Annotated in this window: 16 protein-coding genes; 1 reads left to right on the forward strand and 15 read right to left on the reverse strand. The window is 44.2% G+C overall.

From position 1 onward, the window contains the following. Positions 1–104: 104 nt before the first annotated feature. Positions 105–4,157 (forward strand): cupredoxin domain-containing protein, encoded by a 4,053-nt coding sequence (locus QNN06_RS15465; protein WP_284037855.1) that lies wholly within the window; start codon positions 105–107, stop codon positions 4,155–4,157. A gap of 95 nt (positions 4,158–4,252) precedes the next feature. Here QNN06_RS15465 and QNN06_RS15470 read toward each other — a convergent pair whose 3' ends face one another. From QNN06_RS15470 to QNN06_RS15540, 15 genes are all read right to left on the reverse strand, one after another. Then, positions 4,253–5,353 (reverse strand): DmpA family aminopeptidase, encoded by a 1,101-nt coding sequence (locus QNN06_RS15470; protein WP_284037856.1) that lies wholly within the window; start codon positions 5,351–5,353, stop codon positions 4,253–4,255. Between the two features lie 85 nt (positions 5,354–5,438). Next, a complete protein-coding gene (locus QNN06_RS15475; protein ID WP_284037857.1) occupies positions 5,439–6,338 on the reverse strand; it encodes an acetamidase/formamidase family protein in 900 nt (299 codons plus the stop codon). Positions 6,339–6,360: 22 nt separating this feature from the next. Then, positions 6,361–7,293 carry a metallophosphoesterase family protein gene (locus tag QNN06_RS15480; protein WP_284037858.1) on the reverse strand — a complete coding sequence of 311 codons (933 nt, stop codon included), beginning with the start codon at positions 7,291–7,293 and terminating at the stop codon, positions 6,361–6,363. 37 nt (positions 7,294–7,330) lie between these two features. After that, complete coding sequence (locus tag QNN06_RS15485) at positions 7,331–8,932, reverse strand: APC family permease (protein WP_213115511.1); 1,602 nt, start codon at positions 8,930–8,932, stop codon at positions 7,331–7,333. Positions 8,933–9,143: 211 nt separating this feature from the next. Beyond that, the gene (mdh, locus tag QNN06_RS15490) at positions 9,144–10,082 is read right to left on the reverse strand and encodes a malate dehydrogenase (protein ID WP_284037859.1); all 939 of its coding nucleotides are present in this window, start codon (positions 10,080–10,082) and stop codon (positions 9,144–9,146) included. Between the two features lie 27 nt (positions 10,083–10,109). Then, positions 10,110–10,439 (reverse strand): BMC domain-containing protein, encoded by a 330-nt coding sequence (locus QNN06_RS15495; protein WP_284037860.1) that lies wholly within the window; start codon positions 10,437–10,439, stop codon positions 10,110–10,112. 6 nt (positions 10,440–10,445) lie between these two features. After that, on the reverse strand, positions 10,446–11,102 hold the full coding sequence (gene pduL / locus QNN06_RS15500; protein WP_217034791.1) for a phosphate propanoyltransferase: 657 nt from the start codon (positions 11,100–11,102) through the stop codon (positions 10,446–10,448). Positions 11,103–11,141: 39 nt separating this feature from the next. Further along, positions 11,142–11,426, reverse strand: a complete 285-nt coding sequence (locus QNN06_RS15505; RefSeq protein WP_213115508.1) for a BMC domain-containing protein — start codon at positions 11,424–11,426, stop codon at positions 11,142–11,144. A 20-nt stretch (positions 11,427–11,446) separates the two neighbouring features. Next, positions 11,447–12,961 carry an aldehyde dehydrogenase family protein gene (locus tag QNN06_RS15510; protein WP_481819253.1) on the reverse strand — a complete coding sequence of 505 codons (1,515 nt, stop codon included), beginning with the start codon at positions 12,959–12,961 and terminating at the stop codon, positions 11,447–11,449. A 28-nt stretch (positions 12,962–12,989) separates the two neighbouring features. After that, positions 12,990–13,388, reverse strand: coding sequence for a hypothetical protein (locus tag QNN06_RS15515; RefSeq protein ID WP_284037861.1), 399 nt, complete (start codon positions 13,386–13,388; stop codon positions 12,990–12,992). Positions 13,389–13,423: 35 nt separating this feature from the next. Next, positions 13,424–14,437 (reverse strand): phosphotransferase enzyme family protein, encoded by a 1,014-nt coding sequence (locus QNN06_RS15520; protein WP_284037862.1) that lies wholly within the window; start codon positions 14,435–14,437, stop codon positions 13,424–13,426. Between the two features lie 22 nt (positions 14,438–14,459). Then, positions 14,460–15,722, reverse strand: coding sequence for a class-III pyridoxal-phosphate-dependent aminotransferase (locus QNN06_RS15525; protein ID WP_217034799.1), 1,263 nt, complete (start codon positions 15,720–15,722; stop codon positions 14,460–14,462). Between the two features lie 82 nt (positions 15,723–15,804). Then, positions 15,805–16,581 carry a DeoR/GlpR family DNA-binding transcription regulator gene (locus tag QNN06_RS15530; protein ID WP_213115503.1) on the reverse strand — a complete coding sequence of 259 codons (777 nt, stop codon included), beginning with the start codon at positions 16,579–16,581 and terminating at the stop codon, positions 15,805–15,807. Between the two features lie 78 nt (positions 16,582–16,659). Continuing rightward, complete coding sequence (gene fabG / locus QNN06_RS15535; RefSeq protein ID WP_284037863.1) at positions 16,660–17,418, reverse strand: 3-oxoacyl-ACP reductase FabG; 759 nt, start codon at positions 17,416–17,418, stop codon at positions 16,660–16,662. Between the two features lie 246 nt (positions 17,419–17,664). Continuing rightward, the gene (locus tag QNN06_RS15540; protein WP_213115501.1) at positions 17,665–19,296 is read right to left on the reverse strand and encodes an ABC transporter substrate-binding protein; all 1,632 of its coding nucleotides are present in this window, start codon (positions 19,294–19,296) and stop codon (positions 17,665–17,667) included. Positions 19,297–19,334 lie beyond the last annotated feature (38 nt).

Here is a 19,334-nt window from a genome sequence, read left to right on the forward strand (position 1 = left end):
TTATATTGAAATTCATATTTTATTTTTGAAAAATTTAGGGGGTGTATAATTTGCTTGTTCTTTAAAATGAACGACATTCTTTATATCGGGGGAGGTTTTTGCTTATGAAAAAAAGATTTAAAATCTTGTTTACCGTCATTTTGTGTTTATTACTTTTGTTTCAGGCGTCTGGTCAGACTACTATCGCCAAAGTAGAAAGCAAAACCAAAAATAGTACAGAGGTAGTCAACAAGAAAAAGAGCAAAATTACTGCTGCTGACCGACAAGCTGCTGCTGACCGATTATCAGTTAAAATGGAGGCAGTAAATAGCCAAGACGCAACACCTACGCTTACGCCGGGCGCAACTCCGGATTACTTTGGCAAAATTCCTAATTACGCCAACAGTCAGCTTCCCACTGATGGACCAGTCGTGAAAATCAACGGCGACGGTACAGGAGCTGCAGCCACCGCAACCGTAGCAAATGGAGTTATTTCTGAAATTACGATCGTTGATGGCGGTTCTGGATATTCTATCCCTCCTACTGTTGAAATCTCTGGTGGCAACGGAACAGGAGCTGCTGCAGAAGCAATAGTGGAAAACGGAGTAGTGAAAAGCATTACGATCACTAACGGCGGCAGCGGTTATGTAAGAACCGGGGGCATCCGAAAGTTTGTCGATTCACTACCAGGATTAGGAGCAAATAATGCCAACAATCTTGGTCAGTATATACCTGTAGCCGTACCAGATACAACAACCTATAATGGCTCAGATTATTATATCATCGAACTCCGGCAGTATACCGAAAAGCTTCACAGTGACCTGCCTCCCACAACCCTTAGAGGCTATCGGCAAATAGACTCTCAAGGTAACCCTATCACCAACTTCAACTACCTTGGACCAATGATTATTGCTCAGAAGGACCGCCCTGTTAGGGTAAAATTTTTCAATCATCTTTCAACAGGTGAAGGAGGAAATTTATTCTTACCAGTAGATACCACTGTTATGGGAGCTGGCCTTGGTGACAAGGGGTTGAAAGTAACACCAGGTTACCCGCTAAATTACACACAGAATCGGGCTACCCTGCATTTGCATGGTGGAAATACTCCATGGATTAGCGATGGTACACAACATCAATGGATTACTCCGGCAGGAGAAAAAACCGATTACCCACAAGGAGTTAGCGTTCAAAATGTTCCAGATATGGCCACTCCTGAACCGGGCTCACAAACCTTCTATTACACCAATCAACAAAGTGCTAGATTAATGTTTTACCATGATCACTCATATGGTATCACTAGACTTAATGTATATGCGGGTGAATCTGCTGGCTACATCCTTGAAGACTCAGCAGAAAAAGCATTAATCGACGCGGGAGTTATCCCCGCAGAGCAAATGCCGCTTATTATTCAGGACAAGACCTTTGTCCCAAATGACACTCAACTAGCCGCAACAGACCCGACTTGGGATAAATCCAAATGGGGCGGTGAAGGAAATCTCTGGTTTCCGCATGTTTATATGCCAAACCAAAATCCTTACGATATTGAAGGGGCAAACGCGATGGGGAGATGGGACTATGGACCATGGTTCTGGCCGCCATTTACAGGGATCGTGAACGGTCCAGTTTCAAACCCTTATTATGACCCGGTCAATGCACCGTGGGAACCGCCGGTAATCCCAGGAGTTCCGAATGTATCGGTTGTCCCAGAAAGTTTCATGGATACTCCGTTTGTTAACGGAACCGCCTACCCATTCCTTAAGGTTGGAAAAAAAGCTTATCGTTTCAGGATTTTAAACGCCAGCAACGACCGCTTCTTTAATCTGCAGCTTTATTTTGCTAAGTCAAACGATGCGATGTGGGATGATAATGGCAACTTAAATAATCCAAATGCTGGAGAAGTGAGCATGGTGCCGGCCGTTCCAAAGGCGGGTCTTCCCAGCACTTGGCCAACAGATGGCCGTGATGGCGGTGTCCCTGATCCAGCGGCATCAGGTCCAAGCATGATCCAAATCGGAACAGAAAGCGGCTTTTTGCCAAATCCTGTTGTCCTGCCGAATACACCAGTTGGCTACGATTATGACCGCCGCAGTATGACGGTCTTAAATGTTACAAATAAAACCCTTTTCCTTGGTCCTGCTGAGCGTGCCGATGTCATTATCGATTTTTCCGGTGTTCCTGATGGTTCTAAGCTTATTCTCTATAACGATGCACCAGCACCGGTTCCGGCATTTGACACCCGCTACGATTATTACACTGGGGACCCAGATCAAACTGACACAGGCGGTGCACCGTCTACCCTGCCTGGATATGGGCCGAACACAAGGACAATTATGCAGTTTCAGGTTTCTGCCAATCTTGGAACAGCTAATACCTTTAATTTAGATACATTGAAAAAACAATTGCCAACCGCTTATGCAAAATTTCAAGATAAACCAATAGTCCCTCAGGCAGGTTACAACAATGCTTTCGGTACCACCTATCCTGCTGATGGCTATGCAAGAATTTTTGATACCTCGATGACCTACTTTAACGGCCTATTGACCGGTTTGAATTTAACCAATGGCGGGTCTGGTTATACTTCTGAACCTATAGTTACCATATCAGGAGGCGGCGGGTCGGGTGCTGCAGCAACAGCTACATTGGCACCAAGAGCAGTTGAGTCGATTGGCATGACTAATGGTGGATCCGGTTACACTAGCGTCCCACAGGTTTCTGTTATAGGCGGGGGTGGTTCCGGAGCAAAGGCGACAGCTAGTCTAGCCCCTACATCCATTGCAAATATAAACGTTACAAACGGCGGTAACAGGTACACTTCACCACCTGATGTAAAAATTTCTGGCGGTAATGGTTCCGGCGCGGCTGCAACAGCCACGGTGAAAGGCGGTAAGGTTATAGCAGTAACTTTATCGAATCCAGGATCCGGCTATACGTCTGCACCAACAATCCAGTTTGTTGGCGGCGGTGGATCGGGTGCAGCAGCTACGGCCAATCTTAACTCGACATCAGTTGATAAAATAACGCTTACCAATGGCGGGTCAGGCTTTAGTTCTATACCTACCGTCACAATAACAGGTGGCGGTGGATCGGGTGCCAAAGCCTCAGCCACTCTTGCTCCGGCAGCTGTCGCTAGCGTACAATTGGTCAGTGGAGGTGATGGCTATGGTTCGGCCCCAAATGTTAGTGTTAGTGGCGGGGGCGGGTCAGGAGCAACAGCTGAACCGCTAGGGCTAACCATGGAAATGCAGCCTAAATCAATTATAGAAGACTTTGATGTGAATTACGGAAGAATGAATTCGATGTTAGGGGTCGAAGTGCCTCACACAAGTGCTAATGTACAAACCTCCATCCCATATGTTGACATTGATCCGCCAACAGAAATATTTAAAAACTCTGATGCAGCCGTTCCTTTAGGGGCGCTGGCGGATGGTACACAAATATGGAAAATCACCCATAACGGTGTGGACACACATGCAATGCACTGGCATATGTTTGATGTGCAATTAATTAACCGCGTAGGTTGGGATGGTATGATCAAGGCTCCGGATCTAAATGAATTGGGCTGGAAGGATACAATTCGCATGAATCCATTAGAAGATGTGATTATTGCGATGAGACCGATAATTCCAGATGTCCCGTTCGATCTGCCTAACAGCATACGGCCGCTTGATCCGACGATGCCACTCGGGTCGACGATGGGCTTCATGAACGTAGATCCGACCAATCAACCGGCCGCAGTCACAAACCAATTGGTGAACTTTGGTTGGGAATACCTGTGGCATTGCCATCTGCTTGGACATGAAGAAAATATTATGATGCGGCCGATGGTCGTAACGGTTGCTCCAAAGGCTCCAGAGTCCCCCGCAGCAGTTGCAGTCAAAACGGGTGTGACCCTAACCTGGACAGACCGGTCACTGAATGAAACCGACTTTTTAATTCAGCGGGCTGCCTCACCTAATGGGCCATGGACCAATGTCGGGACAGTAGCAGGTGCTAAAGGAGTAGGTGGCAACGGTACATTTTTAGATAAGTCTGTATCGAAGAAAAAAACCTATTTTTACAGGATAATCGCCAGTAATACAACTGGCTACACTCAGAAATACTCAGCGCCAACCGTTGGCTATCCGATCATGACGGAAAATTCACAACCGACAACTCCGATTTCTGTTATAACACAATAAAAAAACGAACTCCGGATTTATTAACGTAATCCGGAGTTCTTATTTTGTAACTTTATAGTAGCCATAGTCACTAGCTCCACATGTGATAATAAGAATTATATTCGATTATACTCTTTCATTATCCGTAATAGCTCTTGATGGTTAATCGCTTCAACCTTATGCCCGTAAGGTTTCACGGTTGTCATTGTTTCTGCTGCAATAAGGGCATTCACTACAGACTCATCAACTGACTGGCAAACCGCTTCATATATCGGGTCAAAAACTTCGTCATTAACAAACTCCATTTTCAGTTTTTCTGGTGCTGATTGCGGAATATCCATTTCATTTGCTGTAGAAAAAGCGAGAAAAATATCTCCTGAGCTGTTCCCGCCAGGGCTTCCACTTCTCCCAATGCCAATTGCAGCACGTTTAGCAACCCGCCGCAGCTGATGTGGAAGCATCGGTATGTCGGTTCCGATTATGACAATAATGGAGCCCTGCTCTTTTTCCAATAGTTTGTCTTTCGGCATATGTTTTCCGACCGGTACACCTAAAATGGTAAGCCACTCACGCAATCCAAAATTGGCTTGGACAAGGACCCCTATATGATGTGTCCGGCCGTTGATGTTAACAACACGTGAGGAAGTACCCGTACCTCCTTTAAACTCATAGCAAATCATCCCTGTTCCACCGCCGACATTGCCTTCTGCGACTTGCCCTGGTTTTGCATTATTAATAGCCGAAAGCACATGTTCTTCAGAAATATGCTGTCCGTTAATGTCATTAAGGACGCCATCATAGGTTTCGGCAATTACAGGCATTGCCCATAAATGATCATTGCTGAACTGGTCGCCAAAATGGTTTATCATCCATTTTGTGGTGGCATGATGAGCCATTCCTACCGAGTGAGTATTGGTGATGCAGATGGGGCTTAGAAAGTAGCCGGCATCGTTCACCCAATGTACTCCTGTCATCTCGCCATTTCCATTTAAACTATAAAAACCGGCCCAAATTGGCTGCATCGTATTCTTTTTTCCTCGTGGCAAGATGGCCGTTACTCCAGTACGGATGGGGCCTTTGCTGATTTGAACCGGACCTTCCCCTTCGATAATGGTCGTAAAACCAATTTCGACTCCTGGTACATCTGTTAAAGCATTATGTTCTCCTGTCATACCAGGGAATGGCAGACCAAGATCACGAGCACGCTTTTTACCCATATTACAACTCCTCCTAACTACGAACCAAAGGGGCTCTTCCCACCCCATTAAGATTTACGGAGTGAAGCGGCCCCCTCACCTGTTGTTATTTAATTTTATATTCGTATTTGTCCAGTATCCACTGTGGAAATTCCATCCGGGCAGTCATGAGTGGGTCGACGATTTGGCAAATTCTTAAGTCTCCTACTAAGGATAGAAGCATCCCTGCTTCATCTACGTCAATTCCTAACTGTTGGACTAAGAATTGATGCATATTGATCGTTGCCAGTTTGGCGGCATCATCCAAAGTTTCGGCCGAAGCGATGGCAATTAGCTTCTCCTCGCTCACAAGCATTGGCAATGGATATGATTCTTCTTTTAATACACCCACCTTCACCGTTACTTCACCCGGTATTTCCAATCCGCAAATGACAATTTCCCCATCGGCCATTACGGCATGCAGGTCTCCCATTGAAAGCAGAGCCCCCGGAACATTTACCGGTAAATAAAGAGTGGAGCCCTTTATAATCTGTTTGCAATCCATATTGCCGCCATGTTGGCCTGGTGTACCAGTCGGAATTTCCTCCCTGCCAGGAGCGGTACCGATAACACCAATCATCGGTTTAATAGGGATATGAATTTTATCATTGAAAATAGCTTTCCCTTCCTGAATTGGAATAATTTTTGTCGTTTCGCCCGACACATAATCCCGTAAAACTCCAAGCTTTGGTGTGGTCGTCATGACACCTTTCTGGTCTATTTTAATTTCCAATATCTCTACTTTTAGAATATCCCCCGGCTCCGCCCCTTCTACAAACAATGGGCCTGTGGCAGGGTTGATCTGTTCCCAGCCGACCGAGCTGAAAAGCTGATCCTCCCGCTGGATTTGATTGCTAAAGCAGTCATACGTTTCGAACACCACCTTGCTGCCAGCCTGAACTTTTTTAACAGGCTTATTGTTCGGTGACATCGTCAGTACGCCTTGTTCCTTGCGAATTATTTCCATGATTACAACTCCCTCTAAAAAATTAGCCCGCTGTAAGTGTATAGGACACCTGTCCTTCAGCGCCGACATCCACCAACGCTCCTCTTAGCAAGCCTTGGTCATAGTCTGTTCCGGCGTTAATGCAGATGGTTCTCCCTAATGTCGTCACACCGCGGCTTTCATGAACATTCCCGTGCAAAGATAGGAGCGGCTGGTATTTTTCAATCGCCTCGCGCACCGCTTTGCTTCCTGCTGGACCGGTTGCCAGTGAATCTCCATCAAGCACAGGCTTTAATTCATCATCATATAAGGTCCCTTGATCTAAGTCAGTATCATAAGGAGGGATATGAATATTAAAAATGCAGCGATTCATGTCCTTCACCTGCGCGGCCAATTGTTCGATTTTCTCTGCCAGATCTTCCTCGCTAAATTCCCTTGGGTACTTAAACACACTCGGCTTTCCGCCGCCCACCGAGAGAATCTCAAACCCATTTACTTCAATAATTTTTCCATCACCGTTGGCGACAAAGCTTCCCGCGTTGATCAGTTCATCTAAATAAAAATCATCGACACTTCCAGGAATCAAGATGCAGGGAATTCCTGCCGCCGAAAATCGCTCATCTGCCAACCGAATCCACTCCTGAAGGACTTCAATCTGCTTCTCTTTGATGATCAGCTCGGCATCATTTTCGTTTAAACGATTTAATTCATCCTCTGAAACTAAGAAGGGATAGAATCCGGCATCCCTAAGATTACGCTCCAAGTCTGGCAATTCCTTCTCATTTTTCACTTTAACGGTTGAGCCGTAATACCGGCAAGTATAAACGCCGTTTTTTTCCACAATCGGAACAACCATTTTCCCTGTTAAATCCCCTCCAAAAATAACTAAGTCAGCCTTATAAAACTTCCCGGCATTCGTGAATTTTCGGAAGGCTGTTTCACCGCCATGCAGGTCTGCTGCATAAAAAATTTTCACTTAGCTCACCCCACTACATTTTTTATGAAAGGTTTACTTAATCCGAAGGTATCTCTTGGAACTGAATATCGATATCGATTCCCTTCTTAGCATGGGACCGCTTCATCACGAAATAGACGATAATTGGGATAAACATTAAGCAGAGCGAAACCACAATCATTGTAAATGGCAAATCGCCTCTCAAAAACGGTATCAGAAGATAGTAACAAATCGAAATACTGATTGCCAGGGTTAACCAGCCTAGAATGGTGATTAAATGCATTCCTAAAAATTTTGTTTTTACAATTGGCGGTGAGGAGTTGAACAAAATCTTCTTGCGGGTTGAAAAAACAATTCCGGAAATCCCCAGGAAAATCCAGGCTAAGAACCAAGTGAAAATGGTGTACGCGATATTAGCCGTCCAAGAAGGCATGAAAATATCGAGCATTAAGAAAAACCAGGCACCGATGATGACTGTTCTTAAGGCGTAGGTTGGGGAGTTCGTTTTCTTGTTAAGCTCCATAAATTTGCTTGGAATCAAGCGGTCAAAGGACCAAGCCACAATATTTCGTGAAGGGCCGAAGCCAAGACCTGCCGCTGACCCAAAGGTGGCCACCGCGAAACAGATAGCAATCAAAAAGACAAACACAGGGCTTTTCGTCATGATCCCAATCATGATGGTGATAAATGGGTCATAGCCCTTAAATGGATAGGCCTCATGACCAGCATTGTAAAGATAATACAAGCTATTGGACCAGATATCGCCAAAGTTAATATAGGACATCGCATAGAAAATTGCCCAAACGACCATTAAAATAGCCAGCGAGCCAAATAAGGCCAAGAGCTGTGACTTCTGAACGTTTCGCACTTCACCGGCGAGATTTGCCCCAAAGGTAGATCCAAGGGTGTTAAGAATAATGTAGGTGGAACCGGCCATGACAGTTGCACCGAATAGAAACTTTGTTGTATAGCCATCCGCTTCAGCTAATTTTATGACATCCCCATAGGCCAAGCCTGTCATTTCAGTAAAATTAGCCGCAAACGTTCCCTGCCCGGTAATCAGGTTCGCAATGATAAAAACTACCGCCCCTACCAGCGTCGCACCGAGCGTTAAATAGGCCAGCCTAACCATCCACTTTGTGCCTTTATAATAGATAAAGTAGATGAATGCTAACAGTGCTGTTCCGATAATTGCATGCATGATATTGCTGTTGAAAAACTCCGCCAGCCCCAGCCATGTTGCGTCATTTCCGTTAATGAGTGCAATCGAATAGAAGAATTCAACGATAGACCATTTGATAATCCAGTTTAAAAGAATCCCCGTCCACGAAATAGATGTAAACGTTATCATAAAACTTGCCATCAAACCTAGTGAGGGATGAAGAATCCTGCTTATATAAATATATTCTCCGCCGGAGCGCGGCATTGAGACCGATAACAACCAGTATAGGCCGGCAATTATAAACATTTGTGCGACAGTCAGGATGGCCCAAACCATATGAGCGCCTGGATATAAAAATGGTGCCCACATGATATAGACGAGCGCAAACATCAACCCCGGGTTGGCAGCGGAGTAAATCATCGTGTCTATTGGACTGATCTGCCGGGCAATTCCACCTGTTGATTTCTGTTCAAACAATGCGAGTCCTGCTTTAGACATCTTTTCACCCTTCTTTCCTTAAAAATATAGGCTGTTTTCGTAAATGCTGTTGCTTCTTGCGAATAATCCTTATTAGCAACAATCTTTTAGAAAAGAGCCAAAATATTAGAAAATCACAGTGACGAACCTATACACAAAGAAGACTTTTTTTCTGAGAAAAGAGGATCTTCCTTGCAGTCACCCCCTCAAGATAAAAATTCCACTTAAAAAATTAATCTAACAAAGTTAGCAAGGTTTTTACTGTTTGAGCGGAAACGTCCAGGCTAACTTTTTCATCAGCAGTGAGCGGCAATTCTATAATACTCTCAATACCATTCCCGCCAAGAATCGTTGGGACGCCCAGGTAAATGTCCTTATACCCATATTCCCCCTCCAAATAAGCAATCGAAGGGAGGATTCTCTTTTTATCCTTCACGATGGCCTCGGCCATTTGTACAATGGCCGCAGCAGGTGCGTAATAAGCACTGCCCTGGCCAAGAAGATTGACAATTTCGCCGCCGCCATTTCGCGTCCGTTCTACAATCCTGGCGATTGTTTCGGAAGGAAGAATACGTTCTAAGGGGATTCCGCCTGCATACGAAAAACGGACCATGGGAACCATCGTATCACCGTGCCCGCCCAGGACAAAGCTCGAAATATCCTCCACTGAAACATTTAATTCCTGTGCAACAAAGGTATTAAATCGGGCTGTATCGAGTACTCCCGACTGCCCAATCACCCGATTTTTCGGAAAACCGGTAGTTTTGTAGCAAACATAGGCCATCGCATCAACTGGGTTGCTCAGGACTAAAACATAGCTGTTAGGAGCATAAACGGCTATTTGCTCAGACACTTCCTTGATAATACTGGCATTGATCGTAACCAAGTCATCCCTGCTCATGCCGGGCTTACGGGCGACCCCCGCAGTAATAATGACCAGATCAGCAGCTTTTATATCTTTATAATCGGAGGATCCTATTATCATAGAATCATATTTCTGCACCGGACCTGCTTGGAGCAGGTCTAATGCTTTCCCTTTAGTTGGTTTTTCCTGGCTAGGAATATCTAATAAGACAATATCCCCCAATTCTTTTTGCGCAAACATGAGAGCGATTGTAGTACCAGTATTTCCTGCTCCGATGACAGCAAGCTTTTTCCGTGTGAAGGACATACATGACCTCCTTTCCAACGGTTTTATCTACTCCGATTGCGATTCTAAGCTCGACTCTATTTTAGCTTCTTGTTTTCTAGCGATGGGCTGCTCCATAAATAGCTGCGGCAAGCTTCCATCGGGGTGCGGAATCACATTAAAGGCAATAAGAGATCCTTTTTTTCTGGCAGTTTCTACCCCTGCTTCAACTGCTGCCTTTACTGCACTGACGTCCCCTTCGACCACGATTGTCACGAGGGCCGGGTCGACCATATTTTGTTTGACAAGCTGGACAAAAGAGGTTTTTACCATCACATCCAATGCCTCAATGGAGGTAGCGAGCCCTCTTGTTTCAATCATTCCTAACGCCTTTGCCACCTCACATCACCTCTTCCCTTCTGCTTTTACTAATCTCCCGGTATGCCCGCTTACGATGAAACCGGCATTAGCTTCATCCGTATCGATATGCATTTCTAAGTTATACTTAGGCGATACACGAATCTGTACCCTTTCAAATCTGATTGGCCGCATTGGATTGTCAGTTTGCACAGCGACATACTCCCCGTCCTCTACATTGAATGTAGCGGCATCCTCTGGCGGCATATGAATATGAGCATGGGCAATAATCAATCCATTTTCTAAAAATAAACTGCCATTCGGCCCAATAATGGTAACAGGTGAAGATCCCTTTAGGTTCCCTGATTCCCGGATGGGCGGCTTCAAACCAAGTTTTATCGCATCCGTTTGACTTATCTCCACTTGAGTTTCACTGCGCAGCGGTCCGAGGACCCGAACTCTTTCAATGCTCCCCTTTGGCCCTGCAATGATGACCGTTTCATTCGCAGCAAATTGTCCGGGCTGAGATAAATCTGCCTTTTTCGTCAGCTGGTATCCCGTGCCAAATAGGAATTCTAAATCCTTTTCCTTTAGGTGGCAATGCCGGCCCGAAACTCCAATAGGAATACTCGCTTCATCATGAGGTTTCTGTTGCAACCGCCTCAATACTTCCTCAATAATTCGTTGTGTAATTTCTTCCTTCATCTTATTAACCTCATTTTTTCAACCATGAATTTATAGTTTTTAACCCTCAATCTTTGGCAGAACCAGTTGCAATTCTGTGTGTGGCCTTGGAATAACATGGACAGATAAAAGCTCGCCAACCCGCTGCGCCGCTTCACTTCCTGCCTCTGTTGCTGCTTTTACCGCCCCAACGTCTCCTGTAACCAAGACAGTCACGATTCCCCCACCAACGTGGACCTTCCCGACGAGATTTACATTCGCCGCTTTTACCATTGCATCCGCCGCTTCCAATGAAGCTACCAAACCTCTTGTTTCAATCATTCCCAGTGCACCATTTATCGCCATTCCGTTTTCCTCCTAAATTACTAAGATTTTTGATATTGTTCTATTACACTCTTAACCAGTTTTGTGATCATCTCTGTGTCAATGTTTTTCATTTGGTTTCCGGTTGCTTTTTTTATTACCTGTTCCACTATTTCGTCATTGCTCACTCTATTTTCAATAGATTGGGATGGCTTTGGTATCTCGACATCCTTGATTCCATAAGCGATTCTTTTAATATTAATCAAATGTCTGGCTGTGATGTTGTCCGCCGTTATGTTCCCTCCATATGACCCGCATCCTAGGGTTAGCGAAGCGGTTAACCCTGTCGTCGCCCCTGCTGCCCCAATCGATGCCAGCGTGTTTACCAAAACCCGGGAAACAGGCATTTCCAAGCCAAACATTCTGGTAACGTCATCATCATTGGTGTGAAGGGCCAGACTATGCCCCCTGCCGCCAATATTCAATAATTCCTGACAGATTTTTTTCGCCTCTTCCAGATCAGCAGCAGTATATAAGGCAAAAATGGGTGAAAGTTTTTCAATCGAAAAAGGGATTTCCTTTCCGATTGAATCTTCCTCAGCTATCAATATTCGTGTCCCCGCAGGAAGCTTTAGTCCGGACATCGCAGCGATTCGCTCTGCTGATTTTCCGACGATAGCCGGATTCAGTTTTCCTCTAATTGGGGAAATGATGTTTTCAAGTAATGCTTTTTCCGAAGCGCTTAAAAAGTAAGCGCCATTGTTTTTCAATTCTCTTATCGTCATTTCTTTTACATTTTTGTGAACAACAATCGCTTGCTCGGTGGCACAAATGGTTCCATTATCAAACGTTTTGCTGTCAACGATCAGTTTGACCGCTTTACTGACATTGGCCGAGCGGTCGATATAGACAGGAACATTCCCCGGTCCGACTCCGTAGGCCGGTTTTCCGGAACTATATGCAGCCCGGACAAGCCCGCCGCCGCCTGTGGCTAAGATTAATTGAATATCCTGATGGTGCATCAGTTCCGTCGTTGCTGCCATTGTCGGCCTGCTAATCCAGCCGATTATCCCTTCAGGCGCCCCCGCCTCAATCGCGGCATCCTGGCAAACCTGCAGCGCCTCCACTGTACACTTTACCGCCGATGGATGTGGGCTGACGACAATCGCATTTTGCGATTTTAATGAAATAAGTGTTTTAAAAAATGCCGTGGAGGTAGGGTTCGTCGTTGGGATGATCCCGGCAATGACCCCAAACGGATAGGCGATTTCGGTGATTTTTTCTTTTTTATTCTCACTGATAATACCTACCGTTTTTTCGTCCTTAATAGATTGATAGACGCCCATAGAACCCAATTCATTTTTGATTTTTTTATGTTCTGTCACACCCATTCCCGTTTCTTCAACAGCTATTCTCGCTAATTTTTCAGATGCTTGATAGGCTGCTTCTGCAACATGTTTAACGATACGGTCGACCTGATCCTGAGAAAACTCCTGATATTTGGCTTGAGCTTCCTTCGCCAGTCTTACAGCCTCCAGCATCTCCTTAATCGAGGTCGAATCATTATCCAATTCCAATTTGGCACCCTCCTTTCTCATTTCCTCGTCAATTATGATGTGGAAAAAATTTCACCTGACCTTTTTCTGTTGTATTTACCGATAAACGGTTCCAGTTGTTAATTTCCTCCTCCGTAAGCGGTCGATGACTAGATGGTTCTCTTTCAACTATTTTCTTTTTAAACCCAATCGAAGCTGATATGTTTTTCCAAACGTTGATTTCTTCCTGCGTCAAAGGTTCGACCTTTGTTGATACTTCCGAAAACCCTATAGACATCGAAATTTGTTGCCAATTTTTCAAATCTTGTTCTGTAAGCGGAGGATAATCCAAACTTTTATCTTCAACGGAATCTAGCCTGTTCACTTCATTAGAAAGGGAAGGTTCCGAGTATTCCCGAAGCTTTGAGAGTACTAATCTGGTAATCCTTTCTACCAACTTCTCATCCATTGTTTCACCACCTGATAAACAGCCGTATAGTTTTCTTATATTTTTCCATCCTGAAAATATTTTTCCGCCAAGACATCAGTGTCCTCGGTAAATCCACTGCCCAATTCCCGTGTTGTCTCGTTATCACGGCTGCCGACCCAGGCAATCAACTGAAGCCGCCGCATTAGTATAAAAGTGGGAATTTCTTGTTCTTCCTCCTCTGAAAGCGGCCGGACACTTCGATAGCCTTTTAACCATGATTCAATAAGTGCGGGCACATATGGTTTGTGTTCAATAAAGCTTAAGGAAGTAGCGAGGTCATACAAATACCAGCCAAATCCACAGTCATCAAAATCAATTACCTTGATTTGATCGCGCTCCACCAAAAGATTGGCAAGCCGTAAATCGGAATGGATGAGTCCATAACGGGTAGGAGCTTTACCAAAACGCTCCAATCTCGTTTTTATCTTTTCGGAAACCCTAGTGAACAATTTTTCACGCTCTGTCGTTATACCCAGCCCATCCTGCCATCTTCCCCACTTTGGAGTCTGGCCAAGGATCGTTTCATAATCCCAGGTAAGCCTGCGGACATGAAGGAGTTGTTCCCAATTTGCCATACTGTGTTCATGCAATTGGGCCGTAATCTCCCCAAGCATTTTAAATTGGCTGATTAGCTCCTGCTCATTGTCTTCATTTGGCGCTTCACCTTCTAAAAACGTGAAAAGAGTACAGTGATAATTCATATTTTCATAGTTGACGACTTGAATATATTCACCATTCCCCCCGGACACAGGCAAAGAGACATGGATGGACGAATGCTGGTCAATCGATCTTAACCACTCCAGTTCACTTTCCACTTCTATTTTTGTGTGATACCCAGGACGGCCCACACGCAGAATATATTTTTCCCTCGTAGTAGTGTCTGTAATTAGGTAAGTAGCATTTTCGGAATAGTTTAATAGCTGAATAGATGATTGCGATAAAAAGGGATAAAAAGGAATAGCGGCTTTGGCAATTTGATTAAATTTTTCCATGGATTCCTGTAAAGGATCAATTGAGGAGCTGCCCATATTCATTACTCCTTTCGAATTGTTAACTGTAGCTGAAAACCGATTTAGCTGCCTGTTTGATGCTGGCCTCGCATTTCGACAATAACTCATCACAATATTCCTTATCGCAAAGCAAGCCTGGTTTAAACTGTAAGACCCTGTTATCGAGCATGGAATAGATTGCCCACACGCCATTTTTATAAAGCTCCTGCATTACGTAGATAGCACCTTGCGGATGATTAAACTCAAGCCCCATGACAACTCCCAGTTGGCGGATGCCGACAAAAAAGTCCGGATGCTGCTTCTTGATGGTTTCTAATCCTGTCCGCAAGTATCTGGCCACAAAGTCAACGTTTTGCTGAACCTCTTTACGCTGCGAGATTTCTAAAACTTTGATCGCTACAACACAGCCCAGTTCCGAACCACCAAATGTCGAGATATGGGCAAAGCCATCCTCATTCATCCAATTTCCTGCTTGTTTACTTACGACGGTTGCGGCAATCGGGTAAATCCCGCCGCTGAAGCCTTTGGAGGTGACAAGAATATCCGGTTCGACTCCGTAATGCTCAATTCCCCAAAGCTTGCCCGTCCGCATTAGGCCAGTCTGCACTTCATCAGCGATATAAAGTGTCCCGAATCTTTCACATAACCTTTTTACAGCTGATAGGTAACCTCTTTCCGGCATTGGGAACCCATAGGTTGCCGGTATTGTTTCGATAATGACACAGGCCACATCTTCATTTCTGAGTGCCTGTTCCATTTCGTCCAAATCATTAAACGGAACATGAATAAATTCTGACGGGTCACCTTCACTCAAAAACAAACGTGAATACCGCTCATTTCCTAACGATACGGCGAGTCCTGTGTGACCGTGATAGCCATTAATAATGGAAACAATTTTCTTTCGTTTCGTAGCATAGCGGGCACATTTCAGGGCCACATCGATTGCCTCGCTTCCGCCGGCGGATAGAATCGAATAATGCAGGCTATCCGGTGTACTTTGTGAGAGTTTTTCCGAAAGGCGGGCTCGCGTCATGGCAGGAAAGTGATGATTGCCAATATCGAATTCATCCAAGGCTTCTTTCAAAGTGGCAATAATTTCAGGATTACGGTGACCGAGATTATAAGTTCCGCCATTTAAATGGACGTCCATTAATCTCTTGCCTTCCATATCATAAAAGTAATAACCTTCTCGCTTACCCATCACCAAGTCAATTCCATCTTTTTGCCACTGACTCGTTTTACCCGGGTTCCACCATTGGATAGAGTGGTCAAGAACGGTTTTTTTACTGCCAAATTCAATCATTTGATTTCTCCTCATCTCTCTTAAAAGCATTTTGATAGGACTGTTGTCACGTATTTAACTATTGGGATTTCAGGACCTTCTCCTAAAACTCATCTGCCACAATTAATTCAACACCATGCGCTGAGATTATTTTTTTCCACTCATCAGGACAGCTTTGGTCAGTAATAATCTTAGAAGCATCTGTAATGGAACACATATACGCAAACGTCGTTTTCCCGAACTTTGAATGATCCGCAAGAACAATGACCTCTTCGGCACGCTCCATCATTTTCCTAGAGATGCTCGAACCGCTGATATCATAATCTGTAATTCCGTTGGCAGTGGAAATACCGCCCGCGCAAACAAACGTTTTATCGGCACGAAGCATTTCGAGCATTCGTTCCGAAAGTGGCCCGCTCATATATTTCTGGTTTCTTTCAATTTCGCCGCCAATAAAGATTACGCGCCCTTTAAAGCTGTCCATGGCCCCAAGCATAACCGGAACGGAATGAGTAATTAAGGTAATATCCTTTTTATCCGACAAGTATGAAATCATATCGAGAGGCGTGGTGCCGTTGCCGATCATTATGATGTCACCGTCTTCTACTAGGTCTGCGGCCGCCTTACAAATGGCCTGTTTCTCTTTTTGGTTGATTGTTGTTTTTTCATCGAAAGGCAGTTCCCAGCTATGAATCTTGTTTTTGACGGCACCGCCATACACCTTCTTTAAAAATCCTTCCTTTTCAAGCCGATCCAGGTCACGGCGAATCGTCTCATCGGACACTTGAAGAAGGTTGGCCAGCACGCGTACTTGAACCTTCTCCTCTTTTTCTAAAGATTCCATAATGGTTGTTTTTCGTTCTTCATAGGATAAAGACATATCCAGTACCACCTACTAAACACAGAATCGGAACCTTTTCTTTTTAAAGGCATTATTTTTCAAAAAAAAAACAGATTATTAGTTTTCCGGTAATATTTGTCCCCCATCGACGATGATGGTCTGACCTGTGATAAAGCCTGCTTCCTTGGAGGCCAAGAATAGGGCCGCATAGCCGATGTCTTCAACAGTGCCCAGCTTTCTCATTGGGATAGCAGAGGCCATTTCTTCAAGGTAGTCATCCCCCATTCCTTCGAGTCCCTCTGTTAGGACATTCCCTGGCAGCACCGCATTCACGGTAATTTGCTCACCGGCAAGCTCCAAAGAAGCTGTCCGCATGAACCCCAATTGCGCTGCTTTACTAGCCGCATAGTGAGACCAACCCGGATAGCCGGTAACAGGACCAGTAATCGACGAGGTGATGACAATTCGCCCGTATTCAGCTTGCTTGAGATATGGGATGCACGCTTGTACAGCGTGGAATGTGCCCTTCGCGTTGGTATTCATGACAGTATCCCAATCTTCATTTGTCATAGTTTCTAGAGAGGCAGATGGAAAAATCCCGGCATTGGCGCATAAAACATCTATACCGCCAAATGTTTCATGGACCTCTTTCGCTACAGCTTTCATTGAGTCGCGATTTTGTACATCGCCTTGGAATGCCACAACCTTAGCATTTTCACCGCCCAGTACAGCTGCACACGCTTGGGCAGCCTCCAAATTTCGGGCCACAACCGCAACCTTTGCTCCATGCTTGGCAAACACTCGGGCAATCCCTTTTCCAATCCCTTTGCTGCCACCCGTAACGATAACCGTCTTACCCTGCAATGAACTATACATCTTAACAGCTCCTCTACCATTTAAATGTGAATGGGCTTTATCAAAAACCAACAAAATACCAATATCCAATTTGCATGAAGTTGTGGGATGTGATGTGAATTGTTGTGGATTTTGGAAGATAGTAATATGTATGAATATATAGGACGGAATATTCAGTTTATTAAATCAGTTATTTTTTGTTTTGGGAAAGAAAAAAAGCAGCATCAACCTTGAAAGGCTGATGCTGCTAGATTTTAAGATTTTTGTTTATTTTTCAATTTGCCATTCATTTACGTTGTAGAACATGCCAAATTGTTTTGGTTGTCCTACTTTGACTTTCTTATTTACCGCTCCCTGTAGGTAGTCTGAATAAAGTGTGAATGTTGGCAAATCCTCATGCAGGATTTCTTGGACCTTGTCATAAATCACTCTGCGTTTTTCTGGATCTGGTTCTAACTTACCTTGGGTTAACAAATTATCAAGCTCTGGATTGCTATAGTCCGCAAAATTATAGGTTCCACCTGTTACATAGAATGTACTTACATCCGGATCAATTTGGTATGGGATTCCAAGGAACATAATATCAAAGTCATGCTTAGCACCTTTTTGCATATGGGTTGGAAAATCAAACTTTTGAACCTGAACGTTTAGCCCTACTGCTTTTAAATTTTCTGCAACAATAACAGCGGATTGCTCACGAACCTGGTTGCCGATTGGAACATTGACTTGAATTGGCTTGCTCTTATCCCAGCCTGATTCTGCAATAAGTTTCTTTGCTTTTTCTGGATCATACTGGTAGTTCTTAATGTTTTTATCAAAATATGGATGGATCTTTGTGTATGGTCCATCAATGATTTCTGCTTTTCCTTTTAATAGCTTCTCAACAAGTTGCGGACGGTTAATCGCATAAGCGATTGCTTGGCGCATCTTCTGATCAAAGGTTTTTGTATTCAGGTAAATTTCCTGCCAATCATAGCCCTTAGGATCATTAGTTGTGACATTCGCCATATTTTTCACTTTTTCAATATCTTGAATCGCAATTGCACCGGTAGAAGGATAGTTGATATGAATTTCGCCGGTCTGCAGCTGTGCTGTAATGTTTGCCTGTGGAACCACCTTAAAGAAAAGCTTTGCTGTTTTAGGAGCACCGCGATAATAATCTGGGTTCGCCTTAAGTTCAACACTCGATTCTCCGCTGAAGTTAACAAGGGTGTAGGCACCATTGGAAACAGTTGGCTTTAACATAAATGGATCTTGATGAAGTGTTGCAGGATCCTTGTCCTTTAGGATATGGCTTGGAACAGCTCGGAAATTGATTAAGCTTCCTTTAAGATAGTTCGGGTCAGTTGGTGCTTTTGTGTGAATGACAAAGGTTTTGTCATCAACTACTTCAATCCCCTTAACAGACTTTTCTCCTTTAGGCAGCTGGCCATTTTCATCCAAGCCATCAATCACATTAAGAGTTTTCAAGCCGGAACTTTGAACGGCAGGATTTGCCAGTAGATCAAAGGTAAATTTAACATCCTCAGACGTAACAGGTTTTCCATCTGTCCAATTTGCCTTTGAATTAATTTTAATCGTAAACGCTTGGTTATCCTTTGTATCAAAGCTTTCTGCTAACTTATTTTGAAATTTCATATTTTCATCTGGTTCAAAGAAAGGATCAAATAGAATATTTGCCAATGTAATGGCACCCAAGTCACGAGTATTAATCGGATTAATCGCACCGATCGCGTTTGAAACACCTACAACAATGGTATCACCAAATTGTGCAGAGCCTCCGCTCTTCCCGTTTTCCTTCGGTGTGCTTGATGCATTATTAGAACCTGAACATGCACTTAAAAATAATAGTAATGCAACTGATAAAACCGTTAAAAATTTTCCTTTCAGCTTCTTCATTCCCGTCCCTCTTTTCATTTTATATTGGATTGCTATAT

The sequence above is a fragment of the Neobacillus sp. 114 genome, from assembly GCF_030127045.1.
GTDB lineage: Bacteria > Bacillota > Bacilli > Bacillales > Cytobacillaceae > Neobacillus > Neobacillus rhizophilus.

Coding starts and splice junctions, on each gene's coding strand:
- pduL (WP_217034791.1), bottom strand. CDS start 11,102: ATGAAGGAAGAAATTACACAACGAATTATTGAGGAAGTATTGAGGCGG.
- QNN06_RS15515 (WP_284037861.1), bottom strand. CDS start 13,388: ATGGATGAGAAGTTGGTAGAAAGGATTACCAGATTAGTACTCTCAAAG.
- QNN06_RS15540 (WP_213115501.1), bottom strand. CDS start 19,296: ATGAAGAAGCTGAAAGGAAAATTTTTAACGGTTTTATCAGTTGCATTA.
- QNN06_RS15520 (WP_284037862.1), bottom strand. CDS start 14,437: ATGGGCAGCTCCTCAATTGATCCTTTACAGGAATCCATGGAAAAATTT.
- QNN06_RS15505 (WP_213115508.1), bottom strand. CDS start 11,426: ATGGCGATAAATGGTGCACTGGGAATGATTGAAACAAGAGGTTTGGTA.
- QNN06_RS15465 (WP_284037855.1), top strand. CDS start 105: ATGAAAAAAAGATTTAAAATCTTGTTTACCGTCATTTTGTGTTTATTA.
- fabG (WP_284037863.1), bottom strand. CDS start 17,418: ATGTATAGTTCATTGCAGGGTAAGACGGTTATCGTTACGGGTGGCAGC.
- QNN06_RS15475 (WP_284037857.1), bottom strand. CDS start 6,338: ATGGAAATAATTCGCAAGGAACAAGGCGTACTGACGATGTCACCGAAC.
- QNN06_RS15530 (WP_213115503.1), bottom strand. CDS start 16,581: ATGTCTTTATCCTATGAAGAACGAAAAACAACCATTATGGAATCTTTA.
- mdh (WP_284037859.1), bottom strand. CDS start 10,082: ATGTCCTTCACACGGAAAAAGCTTGCTGTCATCGGAGCAGGAAATACT.
- QNN06_RS15525 (WP_217034799.1), bottom strand. CDS start 15,722: ATGATTGAATTTGGCAGTAAAAAAACCGTTCTTGACCACTCTATCCAA.
- QNN06_RS15485 (WP_213115511.1), bottom strand. CDS start 8,932: ATGTCTAAAGCAGGACTCGCATTGTTTGAACAGAAATCAACAGGTGGA.
- QNN06_RS15470 (WP_284037856.1), bottom strand. CDS start 5,353: ATGGGTAAAAAGCGTGCTCGTGATCTTGGTCTGCCATTCCCTGGTATG.